Annotated in this window: 23 protein-coding genes; 12 read left to right on the forward strand and 11 right to left on the reverse strand. The window is 44.5% G+C overall.

What is annotated here, in order from left to right:
- Positions 1-5 precede the first annotated feature (5 nt).
- The 4 genes from PHILAsVB114_RS05975 to PHILAsVB114_RS05990 all read left to right on the forward strand — a co-directional run bounded on the left by PHILAsVB114_RS05975 (position 6) and on the right by PHILAsVB114_RS05990 (position 3878).
- A complete protein-coding gene (locus tag PHILAsVB114_RS05975) occupies positions 6-1133 on the forward strand; it encodes a Re/Si-specific NAD(P)(+) transhydrogenase subunit alpha (protein ID WP_095698456.1) in 1128 nt (375 codons plus the stop codon).
- Positions 1133-1426: an NAD(P) transhydrogenase subunit alpha part 2 gene (locus PHILAsVB114_RS05980; protein ID WP_095698457.1), complete on the forward strand. Its 294-nt coding sequence runs from the start codon at positions 1133-1135 to the stop codon at positions 1424-1426. The genes PHILAsVB114_RS05975 and PHILAsVB114_RS05980 overlap by 1 nt, the downstream gene beginning before the upstream one ends.
- Positions 1423-2814 carry an NAD(P)(+) transhydrogenase (Re/Si-specific) subunit beta gene (locus tag PHILAsVB114_RS05985; protein ID WP_095698458.1) on the forward strand — a complete coding sequence of 464 codons (1392 nt, stop codon included), beginning with the start codon at positions 1423-1425 and terminating at the stop codon, positions 2812-2814. The genes PHILAsVB114_RS05980 and PHILAsVB114_RS05985 overlap by 4 nt, the downstream gene beginning before the upstream one ends.
- 62 nt (positions 2815-2876) lie before the next feature.
- Positions 2877-3878, forward strand: a complete 1002-nt coding sequence (locus tag PHILAsVB114_RS05990) for a pirin family protein (protein WP_095698459.1) — start codon at positions 2877-2879, stop codon at positions 3876-3878.
- A 2-nt stretch (positions 3879-3880) separates the two neighbouring features.
- Here the strand turns inward: PHILAsVB114_RS05990 and trhO are convergent, their stop codons facing one another.
- The 6 genes from trhO to aroA are packed head-to-tail and all read right to left on the reverse strand — an operon-like array spanning position 3881 to position 11186.
- The gene (trhO, locus tag PHILAsVB114_RS05995; protein WP_095698460.1) at positions 3881-4789 is read right to left on the reverse strand and encodes an oxygen-dependent tRNA uridine(34) hydroxylase TrhO; all 909 of its coding nucleotides are present in this window, start codon (positions 4787-4789) and stop codon (positions 3881-3883) included.
- Between the two features lie 41 nt (positions 4790-4830).
- Positions 4831-5700 carry an excalibur calcium-binding domain-containing protein gene (locus PHILAsVB114_RS06000; RefSeq protein ID WP_157906159.1) on the reverse strand — a complete coding sequence of 290 codons (870 nt, stop codon included), beginning with the start codon at positions 5698-5700 and terminating at the stop codon, positions 4831-4833.
- A gap of 6 nt (positions 5701-5706) precedes the next feature.
- On the reverse strand, positions 5707-7962 hold the full coding sequence (locus PHILAsVB114_RS06005; protein WP_095698462.1) for a heavy metal translocating P-type ATPase: 2256 nt from the start codon (positions 7960-7962) through the stop codon (positions 5707-5709).
- Entirely contained in the window at positions 7962-8768 is an 807-nt protein-coding gene (locus tag PHILAsVB114_RS06010) for an inositol monophosphatase family protein (RefSeq protein WP_095698463.1), read from the reverse strand. The genes PHILAsVB114_RS06005 and PHILAsVB114_RS06010 overlap by 1 nt, the downstream gene beginning before the upstream one ends.
- 37 nt (positions 8769-8805) lie before the next feature.
- Complete coding sequence (gene rsgA, locus PHILAsVB114_RS06015; protein ID WP_095698464.1) at positions 8806-9837, reverse strand: ribosome small subunit-dependent GTPase A; 1032 nt, start codon at positions 9835-9837, stop codon at positions 8806-8808.
- Positions 9837-11186 (reverse strand): 3-phosphoshikimate 1-carboxyvinyltransferase, encoded by a 1350-nt coding sequence (gene aroA / locus PHILAsVB114_RS06020; protein WP_095698465.1) that lies wholly within the window; start codon positions 11184-11186, stop codon positions 9837-9839. Before aroA ends, rsgA begins: the two co-directional genes overlap by 1 nt.
- 31 nt (positions 11187-11217) lie before the next feature.
- Between aroA and PHILAsVB114_RS06025 the strand changes: the two genes are divergently transcribed.
- From PHILAsVB114_RS06025 to PHILAsVB114_RS06040, 4 genes are read left to right on the forward strand one after another with little or no spacing between them, the layout of a single operon-like run.
- Positions 11218-11949, forward strand: coding sequence for an SOS response-associated peptidase (locus PHILAsVB114_RS06025; RefSeq protein ID WP_095698466.1), 732 nt, complete (start codon positions 11218-11220; stop codon positions 11947-11949).
- A 48-nt stretch (positions 11950-11997) separates the two neighbouring features.
- Entirely contained in the window at positions 11998-12621 is a 624-nt protein-coding gene (locus tag PHILAsVB114_RS06030) for a sigma-70 family RNA polymerase sigma factor (RefSeq protein WP_095698467.1), read from the forward strand.
- Positions 12618-13019: an anti-sigma factor family protein gene (locus PHILAsVB114_RS06035; RefSeq protein WP_095698468.1), complete on the forward strand. Its 402-nt coding sequence runs from the start codon at positions 12618-12620 to the stop codon at positions 13017-13019. The genes PHILAsVB114_RS06030 and PHILAsVB114_RS06035 overlap by 4 nt, the downstream gene beginning before the upstream one ends.
- A gap of 5 nt (positions 13020-13024) precedes the next feature.
- Positions 13025-13444 carry a thioesterase family protein gene (locus PHILAsVB114_RS06040; protein ID WP_204246782.1) on the forward strand — a complete coding sequence of 140 codons (420 nt, stop codon included), beginning with the start codon at positions 13025-13027 and terminating at the stop codon, positions 13442-13444.
- On the opposite strand, the gene sodN is transcribed toward PHILAsVB114_RS06040, so the two are convergent.
- Entirely contained in the window at positions 13434-13826 is a 393-nt protein-coding gene (gene sodN / locus PHILAsVB114_RS06045) for a superoxide dismutase, Ni (protein ID WP_095698469.1), read from the reverse strand. The genes PHILAsVB114_RS06040 and sodN overlap by 11 nt on opposite strands.
- Positions 13827-13897: 71 nt before the next feature.
- Here sodN and sodX point away from each other — a divergent pair, with 71 nt between their 5' ends.
- Positions 13898-14221: a nickel-type superoxide dismutase maturation protease gene (gene sodX, locus PHILAsVB114_RS06960; protein WP_157906160.1), complete on the forward strand. Its 324-nt coding sequence runs from the start codon at positions 13898-13900 to the stop codon at positions 14219-14221.
- On the opposite strand, the gene PHILAsVB114_RS06055 is transcribed toward sodX, so the two are convergent.
- Positions 14211-17957: a multifunctional oxoglutarate decarboxylase/oxoglutarate dehydrogenase thiamine pyrophosphate-binding subunit/dihydrolipoyllysine-residue succinyltransferase subunit gene (locus PHILAsVB114_RS06055; protein ID WP_095698470.1), complete on the reverse strand. Its 3747-nt coding sequence runs from the start codon at positions 17955-17957 to the stop codon at positions 14211-14213. The two genes, sodX and PHILAsVB114_RS06055, sit on opposite strands and share 11 nt — an antisense overlap.
- A gap of 171 nt (positions 17958-18128) precedes the next feature.
- On the opposite strand from PHILAsVB114_RS06055, the gene PHILAsVB114_RS06060 reads away from it, so the two are divergent.
- Entirely contained in the window at positions 18129-18869 is a 741-nt protein-coding gene (locus tag PHILAsVB114_RS06060; protein WP_095698471.1) for an SDR family NAD(P)-dependent oxidoreductase, read from the forward strand.
- An 8-nt stretch (positions 18870-18877) separates the two neighbouring features.
- Here PHILAsVB114_RS06060 and PHILAsVB114_RS06065 read toward each other — a convergent pair whose 3' ends face one another.
- Genes PHILAsVB114_RS06065 through PHILAsVB114_RS06075 form a run of 3 tightly spaced genes read right to left on the reverse strand, consistent with a single transcriptional unit; the run spans position 18878 to position 20473 of the window.
- A complete protein-coding gene (locus PHILAsVB114_RS06065; RefSeq protein ID WP_095698472.1) occupies positions 18878-19447 on the reverse strand; it encodes a hypothetical protein in 570 nt (189 codons plus the stop codon).
- Positions 19448-19475: 28 nt separating this feature from the next.
- Positions 19476-20096 carry a potassium channel family protein gene (locus PHILAsVB114_RS06070; protein WP_095698473.1) on the reverse strand — a complete coding sequence of 207 codons (621 nt, stop codon included), beginning with the start codon at positions 20094-20096 and terminating at the stop codon, positions 19476-19478.
- Positions 20093-20473, reverse strand: coding sequence for a hypothetical protein (locus PHILAsVB114_RS06075; RefSeq protein ID WP_095698474.1), 381 nt, complete (start codon positions 20471-20473; stop codon positions 20093-20095). Before PHILAsVB114_RS06075 ends, PHILAsVB114_RS06070 begins: the two co-directional genes overlap by 4 nt.
- A gap of 58 nt (positions 20474-20531) precedes the next feature.
- Here PHILAsVB114_RS06075 and prfB point away from each other — a divergent pair, with 58 nt between their 5' ends.
- Positions 20532-21635: a peptide chain release factor 2 gene (prfB, locus tag PHILAsVB114_RS06080; RefSeq protein ID WP_095698475.1), complete on the forward strand. Its 1104-nt coding sequence runs from the start codon at positions 20532-20534 to the stop codon at positions 21633-21635.
- 175 nt (positions 21636-21810) lie between these two features.
- Complete coding sequence (gene ftsE / locus PHILAsVB114_RS06085) at positions 21811-22500, forward strand: cell division ATP-binding protein FtsE (RefSeq protein ID WP_095698476.1); 690 nt, start codon at positions 21811-21813, stop codon at positions 22498-22500.

Here is a 22500-nt window from a genome sequence, read left to right on the forward strand (position 1 = left end):
GCCTCATGCGAATTGCCGTACCTAAAGAAATCCGCGATGGAGAAAAGCGAGTAGCACTCGTTCCCGACATCATCAATAAGTTAACTCGTTTGGGTTATGAAGTTTCCATCGAATCTGGCGCGGGAAATCATTCACAAGCAATGGATGAAGATTTCAAGAGTGCTGGGGCATCCATTGTTAATGGAGACGTTCTCAAAGGAGCAGATGTCGTACTAAGCGTTTCCCCGCTTACTCCCGCTCAAATGTCATCACTTAAAAAAGGTGCACTGACTATTTCATTCTTATCACCTGTCACCGCTGTTGATTCAATTGATGCCGCAGCTAGCGCAGGAGTTACAGCGTTTTCACTCGAATTAGTTCCGCGCATTTCACGTGCGCAATCTATGGATGCTCTGACATCACAAGCACTCTGTGCTGGATATCGCGCAGTATTAGTTGGCGCAGAAATGTCTCCACGATTCTTTCCATTATTAATGACAGCAGCCGGAACTGTTACACCCGCTCAAGTTCTTGTGCTCGGTGCAGGTGTTGCAGGTTTGCAAGCGATTGCAACCGCACGCAGATTAGGCGCAGTTGTATCTGCATACGATGTTCGACCATCTTCTGCTGATGAAGTTAAATCAATGGGCGCAACATTTATTGATCTTGAATTAGAAGCACTCGAGGGTGCTGGTGGTTATGCACGCGAGATGACTCCAGAGCGTGCGGCAAAGCAACGTGAGTTACTAACTCCTTACATCGCTAAATCACATGTCGTTATTACAACTGCTGCAGTGCCCGGACGAAAAGCACCACAGTTAATGACACAAGCGATGGTTGATGCAATGGGGCCAGGAACAATCATTGTTGACTTAGCCGCAGAGACTGGCGGAAACGTTGAAGGTTCTAAACCAGGTGAAGTTGTGGTTACTAAAAATGGCGTGCGCATTTGGGGCGGAAAAGATGTGCCAAGCCAGCTTCCCTTCCATGCATCAAGTTTGTACTCGCGCAACGTTGTAAATCTCCTGACGCTTTTAACAACGCCGGCTGCAGAAGGCAGTGCGCTGGCATTAAATCTTGATTTTGATGATGAGATTATTGATGGTGCCGCAGTTACACATGCAGGAGCTAAACGAGATGGAGGCGCAAAATAATGGAACCAATTGCAATTATCTCGATCTTTGTTCTTGCAGTATTCGTCGGATTTGAAGTTGTCTCTAAAGTCTCAAGTACTTTGCACACCCCACTGATGAGTGGTGCGAATGCAATTCACGGCGTTATTTTGGTCGGTGCAATCATCGTTGCTGATCACAGCAAAGGTGCACTTCAGTTAGGACTATCGGTTGCAGCAATCATCTTGGCCACCATCAATATGGTGGGTGGATTCGTTGTCACTGATCGCATGCTTGAAATGTTTAAACCAAAGAAGGGCGGTGAGAACAAGTGAGCCACTTCTTATACAGTTCGATTGGTCTTGCTGCCGGCGTCTGTTTTATTCTCGCTCTTAAAGGTTTATCAAAGCCAAAAACTGCACGTCGCGGAAATATTATTGGTGCAATTGGCGCAACAATCGCAACAATCGTCGTCTTTTTCTACGCACAAGAAGGCGAATCATTGCCACTTAATAACTTCGGTTGGATTATCGGAGCAATAGCTGTTGGTGTAGTTATCGGTGTTCCTGCTGCACGTAAAGTTCAGATGACACAGATGCCACAACTTGTTGCACTATTTAATGGTGTTGGTGGTGGAGCTGCGGCTCTGGTTGCAATCGTTGAGTATTTACACCTTGGTGAGAAGGCGAATACTGCAGAAGTTATTGCAACGGTTTTCACCGTAATCGTTGGTTGTGTCTCATTTAGTGGATCAATCATCACATTCTTAAAACTTCAAGAATTAATGACTACTCGGCCTGTTGTATTTCCTGGCGGCCGTTTTGTAATTGCAGGCACACTGGCTGCAACACTGGGTGCTGCGGTGTGGGTTGTTATCGAACTCGGAACTAATCCACTGATGATTCTTGCAGCGCTTTCACTGCTATTTGGTGTTCTATTCGTACTTCCAGTTGGTGGCGCAGATGTTCCAATTGTTATCTCGCTGCTCAATGCATTTACTGGTTTAACAGTTGCAGCAAGTGGATATGTTCTAGATTCAACACTTCTAATTATTGCTGGAACACTCGTTGGTGCATCCGGAACAATTTTGACTCGTTTAATGGCAGAAGCAATGGGACGCTCACTCTTTGGAACACTCTTTGGAGCCTTTACTGCAAAGCCACAAGAAGCAAGTGGGGCCGCAGAAGATCGTCCAGTTCGCTCTGGTTCACCGGATGACGTTGCAATCTTGCTCAACTATGCACGACGCGTAGTTATTGTTCCTGGCTTTGGACTCGCAGTTGCGCAAGCACAGCACACGGTGCGCGAATTAGCAGATTTGATGTTGGCTAAAGGCATTGATGTTGCATATGGAATTCACCCTGTTGCAGGTCGTATGCCAGGACATATGAACGTATTACTTGCAGAAGCCAACGTTCCATATGACCAATTGGCCGAAATGGAAGAAGTAAATCCAACCTTTGGGCAAACCGATGTTGCAATTGTTATTGGTGCCAACGATGTTGTTAACCCTGCTGCACTAACAACTCCAGGGTGTCCAATTTATGGAATGCCGATTCTTGAAGTTTCTAATGCAGCAAACATTATTTTCTTAAAGCGATCAATGCGTCCAGGCTTTGCTGGAATCGAAAATGAATTGCTTTATGATCCAAAGACAATGCTGCTCTTTGGAGATGCAAAGGCTTCGCTAACAAAGGTTGTCTCCGCCCTTAAGAACCTCTAATTTCTGAGTTGCAGGTAGTTGAATGTTCAACTACTCTTGGCTTACTGAAATAAGGAGTTGAAATGCCTGCTGTAACCGTTAGCGATATAACAATCTTGCCTCGAGTGTCCGTGGCACCAGGATTGCGCGCGCGAACAGTAAAGAGCATCACAACAGCTCCACAAGGTTTTGAAGGCGAAGGCTTTCCAGTACGTCGCGCATTTGCTGGCGTTGATATGTCAGAACTCGATCCATTTATTCACTTGGATCAAATGGGCGAAGTTGAATACGCACCGGGTGAACCAAAAGGAACTCCATGGCACCCACATCGCGGTTTTGAAACAGTTACATACATTATTGATGGAATCTTTGATCACTATGACAACAATGGTGGCGGCGGAACAATTCAAAATGGTGACACACAATGGATGACTGCTGGTGCAGGAATTTTGCACATCGAAACTCCCCCAGAGCATTTAGTTATGAGCGGTGGCTTGTTCCACGGTTTTCAATTATGGGTAAATCTTCCTGCTGCTAAGAAATGGTCACCACCTGCATACCAAGATCTACGTGCCAGTGAAGTTGCACTTCTTGCGTCTCACGATGGTGGTTCACTCATTCGCGTAATCGCTGGCGAAATCGATGGACACAAAGGACCAGGTTCAACACAGACCCCAATTACTTTGGTGCATGCAACTGTTCAGCCAGGCGCTGAACTTCGTTTGCCATGGCGTAAGGATTACAACGCTCTTGTCTACACATTGGCAGGACATGGTTTCGTTGGCGAAGAGTCTCGCCCAGTTCAGATGGGTCAACTCACCGTTTTCGGCGAAGGTGATTTTCTAGTTATACGTGCAGCAAACCAACAAGAAACACGTTCGCCTGAATTAGAACTATTTATTCTCGGTGGCCAACCAATTAAAGAACCTGTTGCATGGATGGGTCCATTCGTTATGAATACGAAAGCTGAAGTACTGCAAGCATTTGAAGACTTCCAAAATGGTGTACTAGGAACCGTTCCTGCTATTCACAAAAAAGAAGTTTTGAACGTGCACGGAGCTCCTACAGAAATCGTAGAAGAGTAAAACTAACCAACCATTTCGGGATCGTAGGCACGATTGCTATCGTGAATACAACTCTTGCTGACATCAATCTTTGAACAATCTTCGCAGAGCAAAACTAATTCATGGCAGGCTTTGCGGGTACAGTTATAGAACTGCTTAGTAGGCGCATTGCAGCTTTCGCATTCGCCAATAACTTTTGCTTTAGGTGAGAAATCAATTGCCATGCGACCATCAAATGTATAAAGCGAGCCTTCCCACAAACCTTTATCACCATATTTTTTTCCGTACTTAACGATGCCACCTTCAATTTGGTAAACCTCTTTGAAGCCGTTATCGACCATTACCGCTGAAATAATTTCGCAACGGATGCCACCAGTGCAATATGTAACAACTGGCTTGTCTTTAAGGTGATCGTACTTTCCGCTCTTAATTTCCTCAACGAAGTCACGTGATGTTGTTACATCTGGAATTACGGCATTCTTAAACTTTCCAATTTTTGCTTCAAACGCGTTGCGACCATCGAAGAAGACAACTTCATCGCCTCGTTCTTCAACTAATTTTTGAACATCGTATGGCTTGAGATGCTTGCCACCACCGATTACTCCATCTTCACTTACTTTAATAACTGAAGGATCTCCGAAGGCAACCAGTTCTTCTTTAACACGAACTGCTAAACGTGGGAATTCATTTCCAGTTGCTTCAGACCACTTAAAATCAATTTTCTTAAATCCTGGATATTTCTTTGTGCGTGCAACGTATGTCTTAAGAGATTCCATATCTCCACCAACGGTTCCGTTGATTCCGTGAGGAGATACAAGAATGCGACCTTTAAGTCCTAGGGATTCACAGAGAGTGAGCTGCCACAAACGAACAGCAGCAGTGTCTTGAATCGGCGTGAAGCCGTAATAGAGAAGTATCTTCTGTGGTTCCACAAGCCAATCTTAACCGCTGATAGGTACTTCAAAAAACGCCGCTACTCGCAGGCAACCCCGTCTTTATCCCGATCCAGCGCCTTGTTGAGTGTGTATAAGGTTTTATTTTTTGAACGAATAATCGGTGTTACTCCTGCTGCCTTTGCTTTCGCGCACGAAGAATACTTCACAGCCTTCTTAACTTTAGGTACAGCAGTTGGCTCGGTTGTTGCAATCGGTGTTGGCGCCACCGTTGGAGTTGGAGCAACAAGAGTTATGGGTGTAATTCCTGCAGTGATTGCATAGGCGGGAATTGAGAAAGCTGTTATAGATGTGATGCCACATGAAGCAACAAGTGTTGTGAGTGCCGTCGCTTCTGCAGTATCAACGGTTAGTGAATAGCGAACTTTGATTGCGATCCAATTAGAAACATATGTGCACTTATCAACTAATGGCAACCATGTACTTGGATCTTGATCACTCTTCTGCCGATTAAGTGATGCCGTTACTGCAATCAGTGATCGTGAATCAGTTAAATCGTTAGCAAATGCTTCACGTTGCGCAGGAGACCATTTCCATGCGCCAGATCTCCATGCTTCAGAGAGTGGAACCATGTGATCAATATCCAAAGTTGAATAATCAGTTGTTGCTAATCCATCATAGGCACTGATCCATTTGCCACCATTAAAAACACAACCGCTACTGAGTTTGGGTATAGATACCGCTTCTTGAATTAAAACTTCTTTGCGCGTATCACACTTGTCTTTATCAGCATCGATCCAGTGTTTAAATAAAGTGCGTTCATAACCAGATAACTGATCAGGGGCTATTGTTAAAGGTAAATCAAATGCTTGCGCTGCGGGGGCGGTGAGCATGTTCATGGCTAATGCCAGAGTTAAAGCAGTTGTGTAGAGCGATCTTGAGGCTTTCACGTATATCTAGCGTGGAACTCTGATGCGTAAAGAATTAGTAACTACAAACAAACTAGATAACGCCATCGCACCCGCTGCATACATAGGTGAGAGCAATCCCATTACTGCAATCGGTATTCCAACGACGTTATATGCAAATGCCCAACCGAGGTTAACGCGAATTGTTCTAAGGGTTCGCTTTGAAAGTTTTAAAGCATCTAAGACCGCGCGAAGGTCTGTGCGCATCAACGTGATGTCCGCGCTAGAGACAGCTACATCTGTTCCGGTGCCCATTGCAATGCTTACATCTGCGCCAACTAGAGCTGCTGCATCATTGATTCCATCACCGACCATTACAACTGTGTGAGATTGACTCTGTAATTCGCGAATCTTCGTTAATTTTCCTTGTGGCAATGCGCCAGATAAAACGTGATCACTGTCGATTCCTACTTGTTTAGCGATAGATTGCGCAGCATCTTCTGAATCTCCTGTTAGCAACCATGGAGTAATTCCTGCATACTTTAATTGCGAAATAGTCTCTGCTGCATCTGATTTGAGTTCATCGCCGACAGTAAATACAGCTAGTGCAACTCCATCCCACGCTAATACTGAAACACTTAAGCCAGCGTTGTGACCGCGATCAACGGCTGCAGTAATAAGTGGATGAAAAGTTGTGGTGCTGTGTGCAACTGCTGCGGGTGAACCGATTAATACAACTGGTGAGTGAGTTCCAAGATTTACACGGCCTGCAGCACCAGAACCTGGTGTTACTTGAAACTCAGAAACAGACGTTGATTTAATCCCTTGCGATGAAATAAAGTCTCGAAGGCTTACAGCAATCGGATGATTGTTTTGTTCTTCAATTGATAACGCTGTGGAAAGAATTGTGGCCTCGCGTAGCAGTGGTTCAAAACTTGCTCCAAGAAGTGCTCCTGCTTCATGTGCGACTGTGACTTCGTGAACTTTCATCGCCCCAGTTGTGAGGGTTCCGGTCTTATCTAAAACAATTGTGTCTACCTTGCGAGCAACTTCTAAGACTCGAGGGTTTCGAATAATAATTCCACGTTGAGCGCCACGACCTGATGCCACAAGCAGTGCCACAGGCGTTGCTAATCCGAGTGCGCATGGGCAGGCAATAACGATAACTGCGATTGCTGTTGCAATTGATTCTGAAAGTGATGCACCGTTGTATCGAAGTGCGCCAAATGTTCCTATTGCAATCACCGTAACAATAGGTACAAAAACAGCACTGATGCGATCTGCAAGACGAGCAATAGGTGCCTTTGTGCTCTGAGCTTCCATAACCATTGACGTTATGCGTGCGTATTCAGTATCGCGCCCAACGCGAGTTGCACGAACAATTAGACGACCATTTGTGTTTACAGAACTACCAATAACACGATCACCGGGACCAACTGTTAGGGGCAATGATTCACCTGTGATCAGTGAGTTATCTACCGAGCTATTGCCCGAAACAATTACGCCATCTGTTGCAATTCGATCTCCTGGTGCAACAACAAATTCATCGCCAATTTCTAAGTTCTCAACAGGAATGACAACGGTTAAGCCACCACGAACAACACTTACTTCCTTCACATTCAGTGCTAAGAGCGCAGATAATGCGCTACTTGCACGTCGCTTGGCACGCGTTTCTAGAAAGCGGCCAAGGATTACAAAAGTAATAACTCCTGCCGCAACTTCTGTATAAACATCGCCACTACCAGTTGCATTTGCATAGATCGACCAGCCAAATGCACTCAGTGATCCCATTGAAATTAAGTTATCCATCGTTGGATGTAACAAATTACGAAGGGCTGCGCGATGAATTGGCCATGCAACCAATAGAACAACTGGTGCACTCAGGCCTATTACTAGCCAGGCAGTTGGAGAATGCAATGGATGCAAAATTCGCAGATCATCAAGGGTCTGAAGAATTCGGGCGTCTATTTTTTCATGCCACGCCATTGTCATAGAAATTGCAACTGATGGCACTGAAAAAAGCAGTGCAAAGAAGAGTGCGATGGCAGATCGTTTGCTATGAAATGCAAACTGGTTTGAATCTCCAAGTAATTCGGCTGAATATCCCGCGCTCTTTACTGTTTCAATTAGTTTTTTTGTAGAAATCTCTGCCGGAGCCAAAATATGCGCAGTTTCACTTGCAAAATTAACTGTGGCGCTTACGCCATCTAAATTATTGAGTGCGCGTTCAATGGAGTTAACGCACGCACTGCACGTCATTCCCTCTAATTTAAGTGTGCGAGTTTCCAGAGCGCGCTTAGTCATTACTTAGTCCGCAGTGCATCTAGTAAGTGCGCATGAATAATGTTGTTAGTTGAGAGACCACTTCCGTGCCCAGGTCCATCGACGCCATCAATACTTGAAAAGCGCCCGCCTGCTTCGGTGACAATAATTGAAATCGCTGCCATGTCCCAGAGCGCAACTCCAATTTCGAGTGCAACTTCTGCAGCACCTTCAGCCACCAACATGTGCGACCAAAAATCTCCAAAGCCACGTGTTCTATTGGCATCACTAAGAAGTGCTTGGACCTTTGGCAAATATTCGCCCCAGTTATTTAAATCTGAATAAGTAACGGATGCATCAGCGATGGTTGAGATTCCTGATACGTGAATTTTCTTTGGTGCTAATTTGTTAAGGGATACGTAAGCACCTAGTCCCGCTGCGCCATGCCAACGACGGAACAGTGCGGGTGCGCTAACGACTCCAACAATTATTTGTTCAGTGCCATCATCGTTGCGTTCGATCAGCGCAATTAATGTGGACCAACTTGGGACACCACGCATAAAATTCTTTGTTCCATCAATTGGATCAATGACCCAGTAACGCTTTGCATCGGTTCCGCTGGTTCCAAACTCTTCACCAACTAATCCATCATTAGGGCGTTCTTTAGCAAGAATTTCACGCAACGCTTTTTCAGTTGCTTTATCAGCATCGGTAACTGGTGTGTTATCTGGCTTCGTGGTGATAACTAAATCTTGGGATTGATACCGAGCCATTGAAATTACATCGGCAGCATCGGCCATTTTCAGCGCCAAAGCCAAATCAGCTTCGCGCGAATACTCAGATGCCATCACTCGTTCAGTCTACAACGCAGCGTAAAGTAAGTGTTTATTCAGGCAGGGATGAATCAAAATCTTTAATCTCAAGCAGTGAACGCAAACTTTGTAAACGTCGAGTTTTAGCAACATCGGCTGTACCTCCTGGAGCGGCCCACTCATTAAGTCGGCAACTCTCTTCGCTATGTGAACAATTCGGCATGCACGTTGCTGCAACCTCGGATAAATCACTAAATGATGCAATGATTTTATTTGGATCAAGGTGCGCCAAACCGAATGCACGAATACCTGGTGTATCAATCGCCCAACCACCAGCAGGATCTAAATCTGGAGAAAGCGGCAGTGCAATTGCACTAGAAGATGTGTGACGTCCACGACCAGTGACATCGTTAACATCTCCGGTGATTCGACCGGAGTGGGGAACTAAATCATTAATCAATGTTGATTTTCCAACACCAGAGTGTCCAACAAGTACTGAAGTTTTTTTCGCGAGTAACGCGTGAATCTTTGCGACATCAGCTTCGCGATCTGAAGTTTTGCTAGACGTTGTAACAATCTGCACACCCAAAGCTTTGTACTCTTCAATAAATTCTGGCAGTGGTGCTAAATCTGTTTTTGTAATTAGAAGTACTGGTGCGATTCCTTCGTGAAATGCGCAGACTAAGAAGCGATCAATTAATCCCCGACGTGGCTCTGGATTAGTCGTTGACGCAACAATTACAAGGTAATCAATGTTTGCAACAATGGTGCGCTCAATTTTTGCCGCATCATCGACAGTTCTACTGAGCGAATTTCTCCGTGGATTAACAGAGACAATTCTTGCCAACGTTCCTTCACTTCCGCTGACATCGCCAACCAAACTTACGATGTCTCCAACAACAACTGACTTGGGTCCTAATTCACGGGACTTCATTGCTGTAACAATTAGATGGTCATCAGTAATACATGTGGTTCGACCACGATCAACCGTTGTTACAAGTGCAGTAATTGCATCATCGTGTGATGGGCGATCTTTTGTGCGCGGACGAGTGCTTCGTGCAGGGCGAATGCGTGCATCGCTCTCGTCATAAACGCGTTTACTCACTACTCAACCAAGCTCTTCCATAGTCCTGGGAAATCCGTCAGTGTCTTACGCGTAGTGGCAATGTTTTCAACTTCAATTCCTGCAATTACTAGACCAATAACAGCCCCAGCAGTTGCAAGTCGATGATCTTCATATGTGTGAAATACGCCTGCATGTAATGGTGATGGATCAAAGTGAAGCGCACTTGGTTCTTCGCTTACTTTTCCACCGATTTCATTTATCTCGTGAGTAAGCGCAGCTAAGCGATCTGTTTCATGCAAACGAAGATGTGCAATTCCACGCAGATGTGAAGGTGAATCAGCAAGTGCGGCTAATGCTGCAATAGATGGTGTTAATTCACCAACATCATGCAAATCAACATCTATGCCAATAATTTTTGGTGCATCACGTAGTGATGATTTTTCTGAGTTAGAAGTAAGAGTTAACCCATCGCTATTAAGCGAAATACTTGCTCCCATATCTCGAAGTAATGTTCGTAATTGATCTCCAGGTTGTGTGGTTTTTTCTGGCCAATCAGAAATCGTTATGGATCCGCCACACACCATCGCAATTGATAAAAATGGTGCTGCATTTGATAAATCAGGTTCAATCATCAAATCTTTTCCTTGCAATGCACCTGGCTCCACTCGCCAAGTCTTCTTTGCTGAATCCACATGAACAGTGGCACCAAAATCACGGAGCATTTCAACTGTCATTTCAATATGCGGCATAGATGGAAGTTCGCCGCCAATATGTCTGGCTGTAATTCCATTGACAGTGCTTGGTCCAATTAATAAGAGCGCTGAAAGAAATTGGCTAGATGCACTGGCATCAACATCAATTTCGCCACCAGGAATCTTTCCTGTTCCAACAAGTGAAAGCGGCAAGCTGTAACGATTGCCGTGATCGATTGAAATACCAAGTTCTTCGAGCGCTTTAATTACGGGTCCTAGTGGGCGCTCATGCGAACGCGGATCGCCATCAAATGAAATGTTTCCTTGCGCAAGGGCTGCAAGTGGTGGCAAAAAGCGCATCACTGTTCCTGCATTACCAACATCAATTGTTGCTGGGCCCTTAAGTGGTGCTGGTGTAATTTTCCAAGCTAAATCTTTTGCTGCGCCGGTATTGCTTTCAACTTCTATTTCTTCAACTTTAATTCCAAGTTGGCGAAGTCCAGCAACCATTAATTCACTGTCGCGAGAAATAAGTGGTCTGCGCAAAATTGATGGTGAGTTTGCTTGGGCTGCAAGTATTAGTGCACGGTTTGTAACTGACTTAGATCCAGGAATTACAACACGAGCATTCACAGGCTGTGATCCACGAAAAGGAGCAGGCCACATTGCCCCGCTCGTGCTCGTTGATTTATCCATATGTATGAGTCTACCGATAACCTGTATCTCTATGTGCGGCCGTTATGCGCAATCGCTGAACACCTCCGAACTGGCTGAAGAGTTCGGTATCGGTGTTACTACCCCTGCCGAAGAATTACCATCGAGTTGGAATATTGCACCGACTAATCCAATCTATATTGTTCGTGCATCACAAACTTTGGCCGAGCAAAAAGAGTTATCAATTGCATCATGGGGAATCATGGCGCATTGGCATCAGAGTGAAGAGGAAGCACGTGCGTCACAATCACACGCTATTAATGCGCGCTCTGAATCTATACATGAAAAACCAACTTTTAGAAATGCATTTAGAACTCAGAGATGTTTAATTCCAGCTGATGGATATTACGAATGGGCGACTGCTCTTGGTAAATATTCACCCAAGCAACCATTTTATATTTCATCGACAAAGACCCGCACTCTTTCAATTGCAGGAATCTGGTCGACTTGGAAAAGTATGGAAGGTGAAATCATTCAAAGCGCAGCAATCATTACTCGTGAAGCTGTTGGAGAATTAGCAACGATTCACAGTCGCATGCCAGTGATGATGCCGAAAGATCGTTGGCAAGCATGGCTTGACCCTGCTCAACACGATGTTGAATTACTTCGCTCATTAATGGAAAACGCGCAGCCAGATGACGGGTTGGTTACGCGCCCCGTTTCCTCTCAAGTAAATCTGGTTCGAAATAACACGGCGCGTTTAATTGAGCCTATTGAACTCGGCGAACCCGAAACCCTTTTCTAGCGCGCCTCGCCATGCAAGCAGTGGCTCCAAAGCGATAGCCTTACGGCGATGTCATCAACTGATTTAGTAAAAGAGAGCGCCGCCGATCGCACTAATCGGTTCGAGCGCGATGCCCTTGCGTTCACAAATCAGTTATACGCTGCCGCACTTCGTTACACACGAAATCCAGATGATGCGCGCGACTTGGTTCAAGACACTTATCTCAAAGCATTTACTTCTTTTCATCAATTCGAAGCGGGCACCAATCTAAAAGCCTGGCTTTATCGAATTCTTACAACAACTTTTATTAATACATATAGAAAAGATCAACGTCGTCCACAACTAAGTGCTGGTGAAGTCGAAGATTGGCAATTAGCAGATGCTGCATCACACACAAGTGATCAAGGAAAATCTGCTGAAGTAGAAGCACTAGAAAACTTGCCAGATAGCGACATTAAACGTGCGCTGCAGGAAATCCCAGAAGAGTTTCGCATTGCGGTTTATTTAGCAGATGTTGAAGGGTTCTCATACAAAGAAATTTCAGAAATTGCTGGTGTTCCAACTGGAACTGTGATGTCACGTCTTCACCGTGGTCGCAAGCAACTTCGCGAAAAGTTAACTGAATACGCGAAAGAACTTGGTTACTCCACAGACAAATCTGAGAAAAAAGCAGACAAAGGAGGTGCATCATGAGCAATGGCTTTATCAATGAAACTAATTGTGTAGATGTCCTTCACTCCGTGTTGCTCTTTGTCGATGGTGAGATTTCAGATACTTCAGAGATTGCAACCATTGAAATGCACTTGCAGCAATGTCTGGCATGCACCGCAGAACTCGAACACGAACGCAATGTTCGATCTCTAATGCAAGCGGTATTACGCAGATCATGTAATGAAAGTGCGCCACAAGAATTACACGAGCAAATTCATCAGCAACTCTTGAGTGCATCAATGAACAGCGCTCCGGATATTGTCCGTGAATTTAGAATGACTGAAATCTCAATTGAAATTAACGAAGATGGTTCGATTGAATCACGTGAAATTCATATTGAGCACACCGAGGAATATCGCTTCCCTAACGAAGAGGCTTGATTCTTATGATGGTTCCTGCAGATGAACTCGTAGGTGCAGTGGCATTTTCTTCAATGATTGTTCGCCCAGGAGATACAGCAGTTGCAATCGGCGTTGGTGATTTACCAGTACTAGCTAATTCACTCATCATTAACGCGATGCAAAGCGCTGCGATTGCATCAATTGCTGAGCACTTAGAAAATGGCGAAACAACTATAGAAACTTCAATTGCACTCGAATTCCATGGTGGAATTGCAATTGGCGGCGAACTTCGCACCTCTGCTAATTGCACAGAAGTAAATGGTCGGGAAATAACTTTTATCTGTGAAGCCTATGAAGGCGAAAGACTTGTTGCATCTGCTGTAATAAAAAGAACAGCGGTTGAGCGAGTATCTTTCCTCGCCCGAACCGCTGCTCAGTCAATAAAGTCGAGTACTACTTCTTAGTTGCCCAGAAGATCTCTGCGATTTCATCGATTTTTGCAATCAACTTATCTGCAACTGCAACATCATTTGTACCCTTGGTGCCAGCTGCGCCAGCAAGTTTTGTTGCATCATTAAATAGTGTGTGCAACTGAGGATAAGCCTCAAAGTGATTTGGCTTAAAGTAATCAGTCCACAAAACCCATAGGTGTTCTTTTACTTGGTGTGAACGCTCATCTTTAATTGCTACTGAGCGAGATTTGAAATCTGCATCGCTACTTGCTGCATATTTTTCCATGCATGCCTTTACTGAAAGTGCTTCAATTTTTGCTTGTGCTGGATCGTAAACTCCGCAAGGAAGATCGCAGTGAGCAAGTACAACTGTCTTTGGTTGGAATAATTTCATTTATTTCTCTCCTTCAAGAGCGCTATTTCTATGCGTTAACACGCGAACAACTATGTGCAAGACTACTGTTCGTGAGCAGATTTGGCACGGTTAGAGTTTCTGGGCAGTCCATGGCCCCAACATTTAACGATGGGGACTGGTTGTTGGTCTGGTACGCCCAGCGCATGCAGATCCATGTGGGCCAACTCGTAGTCCTGCGTCGCCCTCTTGATGCACGTGCAGAAGCGGCTTCTTTATTTATTAAACGCATAGCTGGCATCAACGAATCCTTTGTAACCGTTCATGGCGATAATAAAAATGCAAGTACAGATTCACGTCAGTGGGGAGATATTCCTCGCGAAGAAATTATCGGAAGAGTTATCGGTAGATATCACCGAGGAAAAGTTAGCGGGTAAAGGCTTCCATTAACAAAGCTTTTTGTTCTTCTTCATGCAAGTGATGATTGCCAGTTGCAGGACTTGCAGTCGCGCGACGTGATACGCGGCGCAATGTTCTTCCGCCAAATCCTTCTCCACCAAATTGTTCTGCTGTGCGAAGTGCAACGAATGGCCAAGGTCCTTGGTTAGCTGGTTCATCTTGTACCCACAAAAGATTTGCATTTGGATGTTTCGCAGCTTCTGCTGCCATTTCTGCAGCAGGTAGTGGATACAAAAGTTCTAGACGAATGATTGCAGTTGTATCTTCCTTGCGCGCGGCGCGCTCTGCGACAAGATCGTGATAAATACGACCAGAGCAGAAAATAACGCGAGTGGCATTTTGAACGATGTCATCTGGAATTAATTTTTGGAATTGCCCGGTTGTGAAATCTTGTAACTTCGATGCAGCAGCGCGTAAGCGCAACATTGATTTAGGTGTGAAGACAACCATTGGTCTACGTGTTGGATTCTTTGCATGCCATCTGAGCAGATGGAAATACGACGCTGGATTAGATGGTTGAGCCACTGTCATGTTTCCTTCTGCGCACAATGCTAAGAAGCGTTCAATGCGCGCAGATGAGTGATCTGGGCCTTGTCCTTCATAACCATGTGGCAACAAGAGAACAATTGAAGAACGCTCGCCCCATTTTTGCAGCGCTGATGAGATAAATTCATCAACAATTGTTTGCGCGCCATTTGCGAAATCACCGAACTGCGCTTCCCACAGAACTAGCGCTTCATCTCGCACAACTGAATAGCCATATTCAAAGCCCATAGCTGCATATTCAGAGAGCAAAGAGTCAATAACAAAGAATTGGCTCTCATCGCTAATTAATGCGCGAAGTGGAGTCCACTCATTTCCATTTACTTTATCAACGATTACTGCGTGACGATTACTAAATGTTCCTCGACGTGAATCTTGTCCTGCCAAACGAATTGGTCGCCCTTCAAGTAATAGTGAACCAAAGGCGAGTGTTTCACCCATTGACCAATCGATAGTTCCGTCGTTAAGCATCTCAACGCGCTTTTGCAGTTGCGGCAATAGCTTTGGATGAACGTTAAATCCATCTGGAACTGCAATTTGTGTTGCAGCAATTGTGCGAGCAGTAGCTTCATCGATACTAGAAACTAGCGTTTCTGGATTAGCAGCAACTGGTGCTTTAAAGTTTGGATCTACTTCTGGTTCGATGTTATGAACTTCGGCAAAGACTGCTTCAAGTTGCATTTGGTACTCGCGTGCAAGCTCATCTGCTTGTTCGCTTGAAATATCGCCACGACCGATGAGTGCTTCTGTATAGAGATTACGAGTTGAGCGCTTTGCATCAATAAGTTTATACATAAGCGGCTGTGTAAAGGATGGCTCATCGCCTTCGTTGTGACCACGACGGCGGTAACAAACCATATCAATAACAACATCTCTATTGAACTCTTGGCGATATTCAAATGCTAAACGTGCGATGCGTACACATGCTTCTGGATCATCACCATTTACATGGAACACAGGCGCTTGAATAATTTTTGCCATATCTGTCGAATAACGAGATGTGCGTGATGCATGTGGTGATGTTGTAAAACCAACTTGGTTATTAACAACGATATGAACTGTTCCACCTGTGCGATAGCCCGCTAATTGTGAGAGCTGGAACGTTTCTGCAACAACGCCTTGCCCAGCAAATGCAGCATCGCCGTGAAGAAGAATTGGTAGCACTGAATACGCATTCTTCACATTTAGACGATCCTGCTTAGCGCGCACAATGCCTTCTAGCACTGGGTTAGCTGCTTCAAGGTGAGAAGGATTTGCTGCCAAGTAAATCTTTGTTTTCGCACCAGATTCTGCGGTGAATACACCTTCTGTACCAAGGTGATACTTCACATCTCCTGAACCTTGCACATCATTTTCCTTGTAGTGACCTTCAAACTCTTGGAAGATTTGTCCGTAAGACTTACCAGCAATGTTTGCAAGAACATTTAATCGGCCGCGGTGTGGCATTCCAATACACACTTCATCTAATCCGCGCTCTGCTGCACTAGAAATTACTGCGTCCAGAATTGGAATTACAGATTCGCCTCCTTCGAGTGAGAAGCGCTTTTGTCCGACGAACTTAGTTTGCAAGAAAGTTTCAAATGCTTCTGCGCTATTTAGTTTGCGCAGGATTCGTAATTGTTCTTCACGTGGGAATGTTTGCACGCCAACTTCAACACGTTCTTGAATCCAATTACGTTCTTCTGGACTTTGAATATACATATATTCAATTCCAACTGTGCGGCAATATGAATCACGCAAGATTCCAAGAATCCTGCGAAGCTTCATAAACTTTTCGCCACCAAATCCACCAGTTGCGAATTCGCGATCAAGATCCCACAGAGTTAATCCATGAGTAACAATGTCGAGATCTGGGTGAGAGCGTTGGCGATATTCAAGTGGATCAGTATCGGCCATGATGTGACCGCGTGTGCGATATGCGTGAATTAATTGTTGAACACGAGCCGTCTTATTGATCTCTTCGTCCTTGGAGAATTCAAAGTCCTGTGCCCAGCGAATTGGTTCGTAAGGAATTCGAATTGCAGCGAATATATCTTCATAGAAATGTTCGGCGCCAAGTAATAATTCGTGAATACGGCGAAGGAAATCACCTGATTGTGCACCTTGAATAATTCGGTGATCGTATGTACTTGTTAGAGTGACAACTTTGCTAATCGCCATGCGTGCAAGAGTTTCTTCACTTGCTCCATGAAACTCTGCAGGGTAATCAAGTGCACCAACACCAATGATTAAGCCTTGTCCTTGCACCAAGCGTGGCACAGAGTGAACAGTTCCAAGTGTTCCTGGATTCGTAAGGGAAACCGTTGTGCCTGCAAAATCTTCAACAGTTAAAGTGCCTCCACGGGCTTTGCCGACAATTGCCTCATAAGCATTCCAAAATTGTGCAAAATCTAAATCTTCGCAACCTTTAATAGATGGCACCAATAATTGGCGCGATCCATCTGCTTTAGCTAAATCAATTGCAATACCGAGGTTGATATGTTGAGGATGACCGATTGCTGGTTTGCCTTCAATGTCTCCGAAGAATGCATTCATCTCTGGCATTTGTCGAAGTGCCTTAATCATTGCAAATGCAATTAAGTGTGTGAAGGAAACTTTTCCACCGCGAGCGCGCTTGAGGTGATTGTTAATGACAATTCGATTATCAATCATTAATTTAGCAGGAACAGCGCGCACACTTGTAGCAGTTGGAACACTTAATGAACCTTCCATACTTGCAACAACGCGAGCGCTTATGCCGCGAATTGGTTCAAGTCGCGCGGCATCTGGTGTGCTTAATACTGGAACAGGTTTAACAATTGGATCAGCCGGCGTTGGCGATTGCAGTGAGCGATCACGAACAAGTTTTTGTGTTGCAGAAGTTGGTGTTGCTGCAACGGGTGCAACTGGTGCTGGTGTTGATGCAACAGGTGCTGGTGTTGATGCAACAGGTGCTGGTGTAACAACTGGTGCGGCACTTGCAGCTTTTGGTGTTGGTGGAACTCCGCCACGGGGTGCCGATGCAATTGGCGCACTAGTTGCGGCTGAAGAATTATTTGTTGGGCTATAAGTTTTAAAGAATTCAATCCACGATGGTTCAACCGAAGTTGGGTCTGCTAGGTAGCGCTCGTACATTTCGTCGACGAGCCATTCATTGGCTCCAAAGTCCTGATTCGGATCTTTTGCCGACACTGGCGCTCCCCTGCTTGGCGAATTTCAAATAACCACTTACTTGCAGGCCTAAGAGTATCCGCTCAAATGCACAGAGATAAATGCCGATAGCCCCTGATGAAGGCGAGATTGACCACAAATCCAACCCAACGGGCACGATTGCAATCTTTGGGGCACAGTATCGCCATGAATATGTCGAGTGAATCCACATCCAAACTGGCGTTCGTCACGGGTGGATCTCGCGGTCTCGGATTCGAAGTTGCCCGTGGATTGGCTCGCGCAGGAATTAGCTCTGTATTAATTGCAAAAGATTCAGAGAGATTAGAAATCGCAGCCAAACAACTCAGCGCAGAATTTCCTGGAATTACATTTGAAACAAGTACATGTGATTTAGAAGACCAAGTACAGACAAGAAAAACTGCCGAAGATTTACTGAGTAAATACGGTGCACCATTTGCACTTGTTTTAGCCCATGGTGTGATGAGTGAAAAAATGTCTAAAACTTTGCGAACAACGGATGCAGAATGGCGCAGAGTTATGGCGATTAATTTGGATTCTGTTTTCACACTCGTAAATGTTCTTGGATTACCCATGGCAGATGCGCGAGATGGTCGCCGAGTAGTCATCTTCTCTGCCTGCTTAGGAAGAATGTCTGGACCTGGAAATGCCGGTGGACTTGCGCCGTATCGAATTAGTAAAGCCGGTGTTAACGCCTTTGTTAGAAATCTTGCACACGAAACAGGACTCGGTGCACGTGGTTTCTATGTTGATGCAATTTGTCCCAATCATTCACGCACTGACATGGGTGGCCCCGATGCACCGCGAAGCGCCGAAGAAGGTGCGGAGTGTGCAGTGTGGTTAGCGACGCGAGAATTTAATGCAGGAGATACAACTGGTGTGCTGTGGGAAGATCGAAAGATTGTGGATTGGTGAGTTAGTTTTTAGAACTTAACTGCATCAGTCATAGCACGGGCTAATAAACCAAAATTCGGTTGGTCTTCTGTGCCACCTTTAATCATCGCCAAAACTGGAATTACTTCACCGGTTTCCAAACATTTAACAATTTTTTTATGAACTTCTTTAGCCTGCTCTTTTGCTAAATGACCAACAATTTGACAGTTATATTCTTTGTCTTTTTTGTGTTTCCAAATCAGCACAACAGAAACAGCATTGGGATCGAATGGATTTAACGGTTCCGGCAATAGAAATCCTGCCATCCAATTTTCAAGACCAACTGCGTCCACAACAATCTTTAGTGCATCTGTATGAAAACTCTCACCAACAACATCTAAAAATTGTTTGTTTTCCGAATACAGCACATTTCCAATTGATTGATGCATGGAAATACTGTCATCAATATCTTGGCAAGTTTTCTCCGGAAATTCGAGGGACAAAGTGGGGACATACTTTCCAGGAGCATTGCGAACCATCTCGATTAGATTTGGCACATACTTTGCATCAAACTTGATTGAAAAATTCTTCTCTGGCAGCTCTTTTTTAAACCATCCCATGGTGAAACCTTACCCTTAACTTAACTACCTAAACATTTTTTGAATCATCTTGCATCATTTTGACGAAAGTTGCTGCGATGGTTGCGCTGATGACTCCGATTAATGCGATCCCCAACATCATTAGTCCAACAGCAAGAACTCGACCTTCTGTCGTCGTGGGAAAACGGTCTCCGTATCCAACGGTTGTTACCGTTGTAATCGCCCACCAAAAACCATCTCCAAAAGTTTTAATATTTGAATCCAAAGCATTTCTTTCAATCAGTGTGATTTGTATCGCTGCAATGTAGGTCAAAAAAAACGTGGTTACAAAAACTCGAATAGTTATCCCAAATGATCTACCAATTACAACTTTCTGAATGACCAGTGAGCCAAATGAAACAATTCTCAACAGCCGTAAGGGGCGCAAGAACGGTAGAACTACTGCTGCAATTTCTAGAGGATGCGACTTTAAATATCTTTTTTTACTCTCTGCTCTGATTATTCCATAGATTAAATCAGCAGCAAAGGCCGTCCACGAAATCCACTGGATAGCATCCAAGATTGTTTGAGTTTGTGCATTAATTTCAGAAGTAAAGGCTGGGTAAGAAAACGAAACTAGGAAAGCTACCGCTAGTACCGTAAGTGTTTCGTTCCAAAATCTTTTTTTCATTTACTTTTCTTTTCAGGTATGACAGAAACTGCAAGAAATATTGTTATTGCAGCGAGCAGTGCCAAAGGTAACGCAGTCCACCATAAACCGCCGTCATACATATATTTTGCTACGCCGAGTGCAATCAGATTCGCAAGTACTGCTGGCGCTCGTCCATACATTTTTTTGTCTTTAAAACCTTTGGCAGCAAATAACAATCCAGCACCGCCGCCAATAACTAGGCATAATTCCCCAGAGATTACGAACCATTCGATTGAATCTTTGCTGGTTAACCCTTTCACAATAAGGAATACACCAATACCAAGTATCAAAAAACCTTCTAAGCGCAAAACAATGATGGCTAATTTACGCCGAAGTTCCTGATTCTGGTTGCTCATGAACGCACTTTAGCAACTAGTCATAACTTTTGGTTTTTTAAGTAGGTATCCTTTACCCATGGCTGCGCGTGAATACGGGATAGAGATCGGTGCGATTGACGCGACCCTTGTTTCTATTGAGAAGGTTTTAGATCTTCCAAAATTACGCAAATTAGCAGCAGAACTAGAAGAGCAAGCGGGCGTGCCTAATTTATGGGATGACCCAGATACTGCTCAGAAGATTACAAGTCGTTTATCACGCACGCAATCAATTATTTCTAAGTTGGAGAGCTTGCGTCAGCGCGTTAGTGATTTACCAATTTTAATTGAGTTAGCGCAAAGCGAGAGTGATACTGCCTCTGCAATGACAGATGCTGAAGCAGAATTAGATTCAACCAAGAAAGCCATAAGTGAGTTAGAAGTTCAAACTCTTCTCAATGGTGAATATGACGATCGCGATGCACTCATCACAATTCGTTCAGAAGCTGGTGGAGTCGAAGCAGCGGATTGGGCGCAGATGTTGATGCGTATGTATTTACGTTACTGCGAACGCCACGTGTTAAAGGTAGATATTTTAGAAACTTCTTATGCCGAAGAAGCCGGAATTAAATCGACGACTTTTAAAGTCAGTGCGCCATATGCATACGGAACTTTGTCGGTGGAGCAAGGAACTCATCGACTAGTTCGTATTTCACCTTTTGATAGCCAGAGTCGCCGCCACACTTCTTTTGCCGGTGTTGAAGTGGTGCCGGTCGTGGATCAAAGTGATCACATTGAAGTTGATGAAAAAGAGATTCGCGTAGATGTTTATCGTTCTTCAGGTCCTGGTGGACAAGGCGTGAATACAACAGATTCTGCTGTTCGTATCACTCATATTGCAACAGGCATTGTTGTTTCTTGTCAGAATGAACGTTCACAAATACAAAACCGTGCAACTGCAATGGCTGTTTTGCAATCAAAGTTGTTAGAACGTCGTCGCCAAGAAGAGCAAGCAAAAATCAATGCCCTTAAGGGCGATAACTCCGGGTCATGGGGAAATCAAATGCGTTCATACGTTCTTGCGCCATATCAAATGGTTAAAGATTTGCGCACCGATCATGAAACTGGAAATACCGGTGCAGTTCTAGATGGAGAAATAGATGACTTCATCGAAGCCGGAATTCGTTGGCGACGTAGTTCATAAATTACGCGTGATTTGCCACACTCAGAGAAAAATCACAGGCTTACCTAGCACCTAATTCCCGATAAAAGTGGGTGTATTCCATAAACTATGTCCAGTAAGGAAAGCGCAACAAAATTCTTATCTCTGCAAGAGATTGGAAAATTGTGGCGCTTAGGCCGAATTAATTGGAGCACGCGTGATTCGTTTTGAAAATGTAACGAAGCTTTATCCGGGGCAAGAACGGGCGGCTCTTGAAAACGTCTCCCTTGAAATCGTAAAAGGTGAATTCGTATTCCTTGTTGGTTTATCCGGATCAGGTAAGTCAACATTTCTTCGTTTGATTCTGCGTGAAGAGCGACCAACTTCAGGAACTATCCATGTTGCTGGAAAAGATTTAGGAACACTTGCAACTCATAAGGTTCCTGAACTACGCCGCCAAGTTGGAACTGTTTTCCAAGATTTCCGCTTGCTGCCAAACAAAACTATTGCAGAAAACGTTGCATTCACATTACATGTATTGGGTTATTCACAAAAAGAAATTAACCGTGAAATTCCTGAAGTACTTGAGTTAGTTGGTCTTGAAGACAAAGCAGATCGTCTTCCAAATGAAATTTCTGGTGGAGAGCAACAACGTGTGGCAATTGCCCGTGCATATGTAAGCCGCCCACCAATTCTTATTGCCGATGAACCAACCGGAAACTTAGACCCTTCAACATCGGTTGGAATTATGAAATTGCTTGACCGCATTAACCGCGAAGGCACCACTGTGTTGATGGCAACACACGATGCAGGAATCGTGGATCAAATGCGCAAGAGAGTTATCGAATTAGATGGCGGACACGTGATTCGCGACCAAGTTCGCGGCGTTTACGGTTACACAGGTTAG

This window comes from Candidatus Planktophila limnetica, from assembly GCF_002288365.1.
GTDB classification, from domain to species: domain Bacteria; phylum Actinomycetota; class Actinomycetes; order Nanopelagicales; family Nanopelagicaceae; genus Planktophila; species Planktophila limnetica.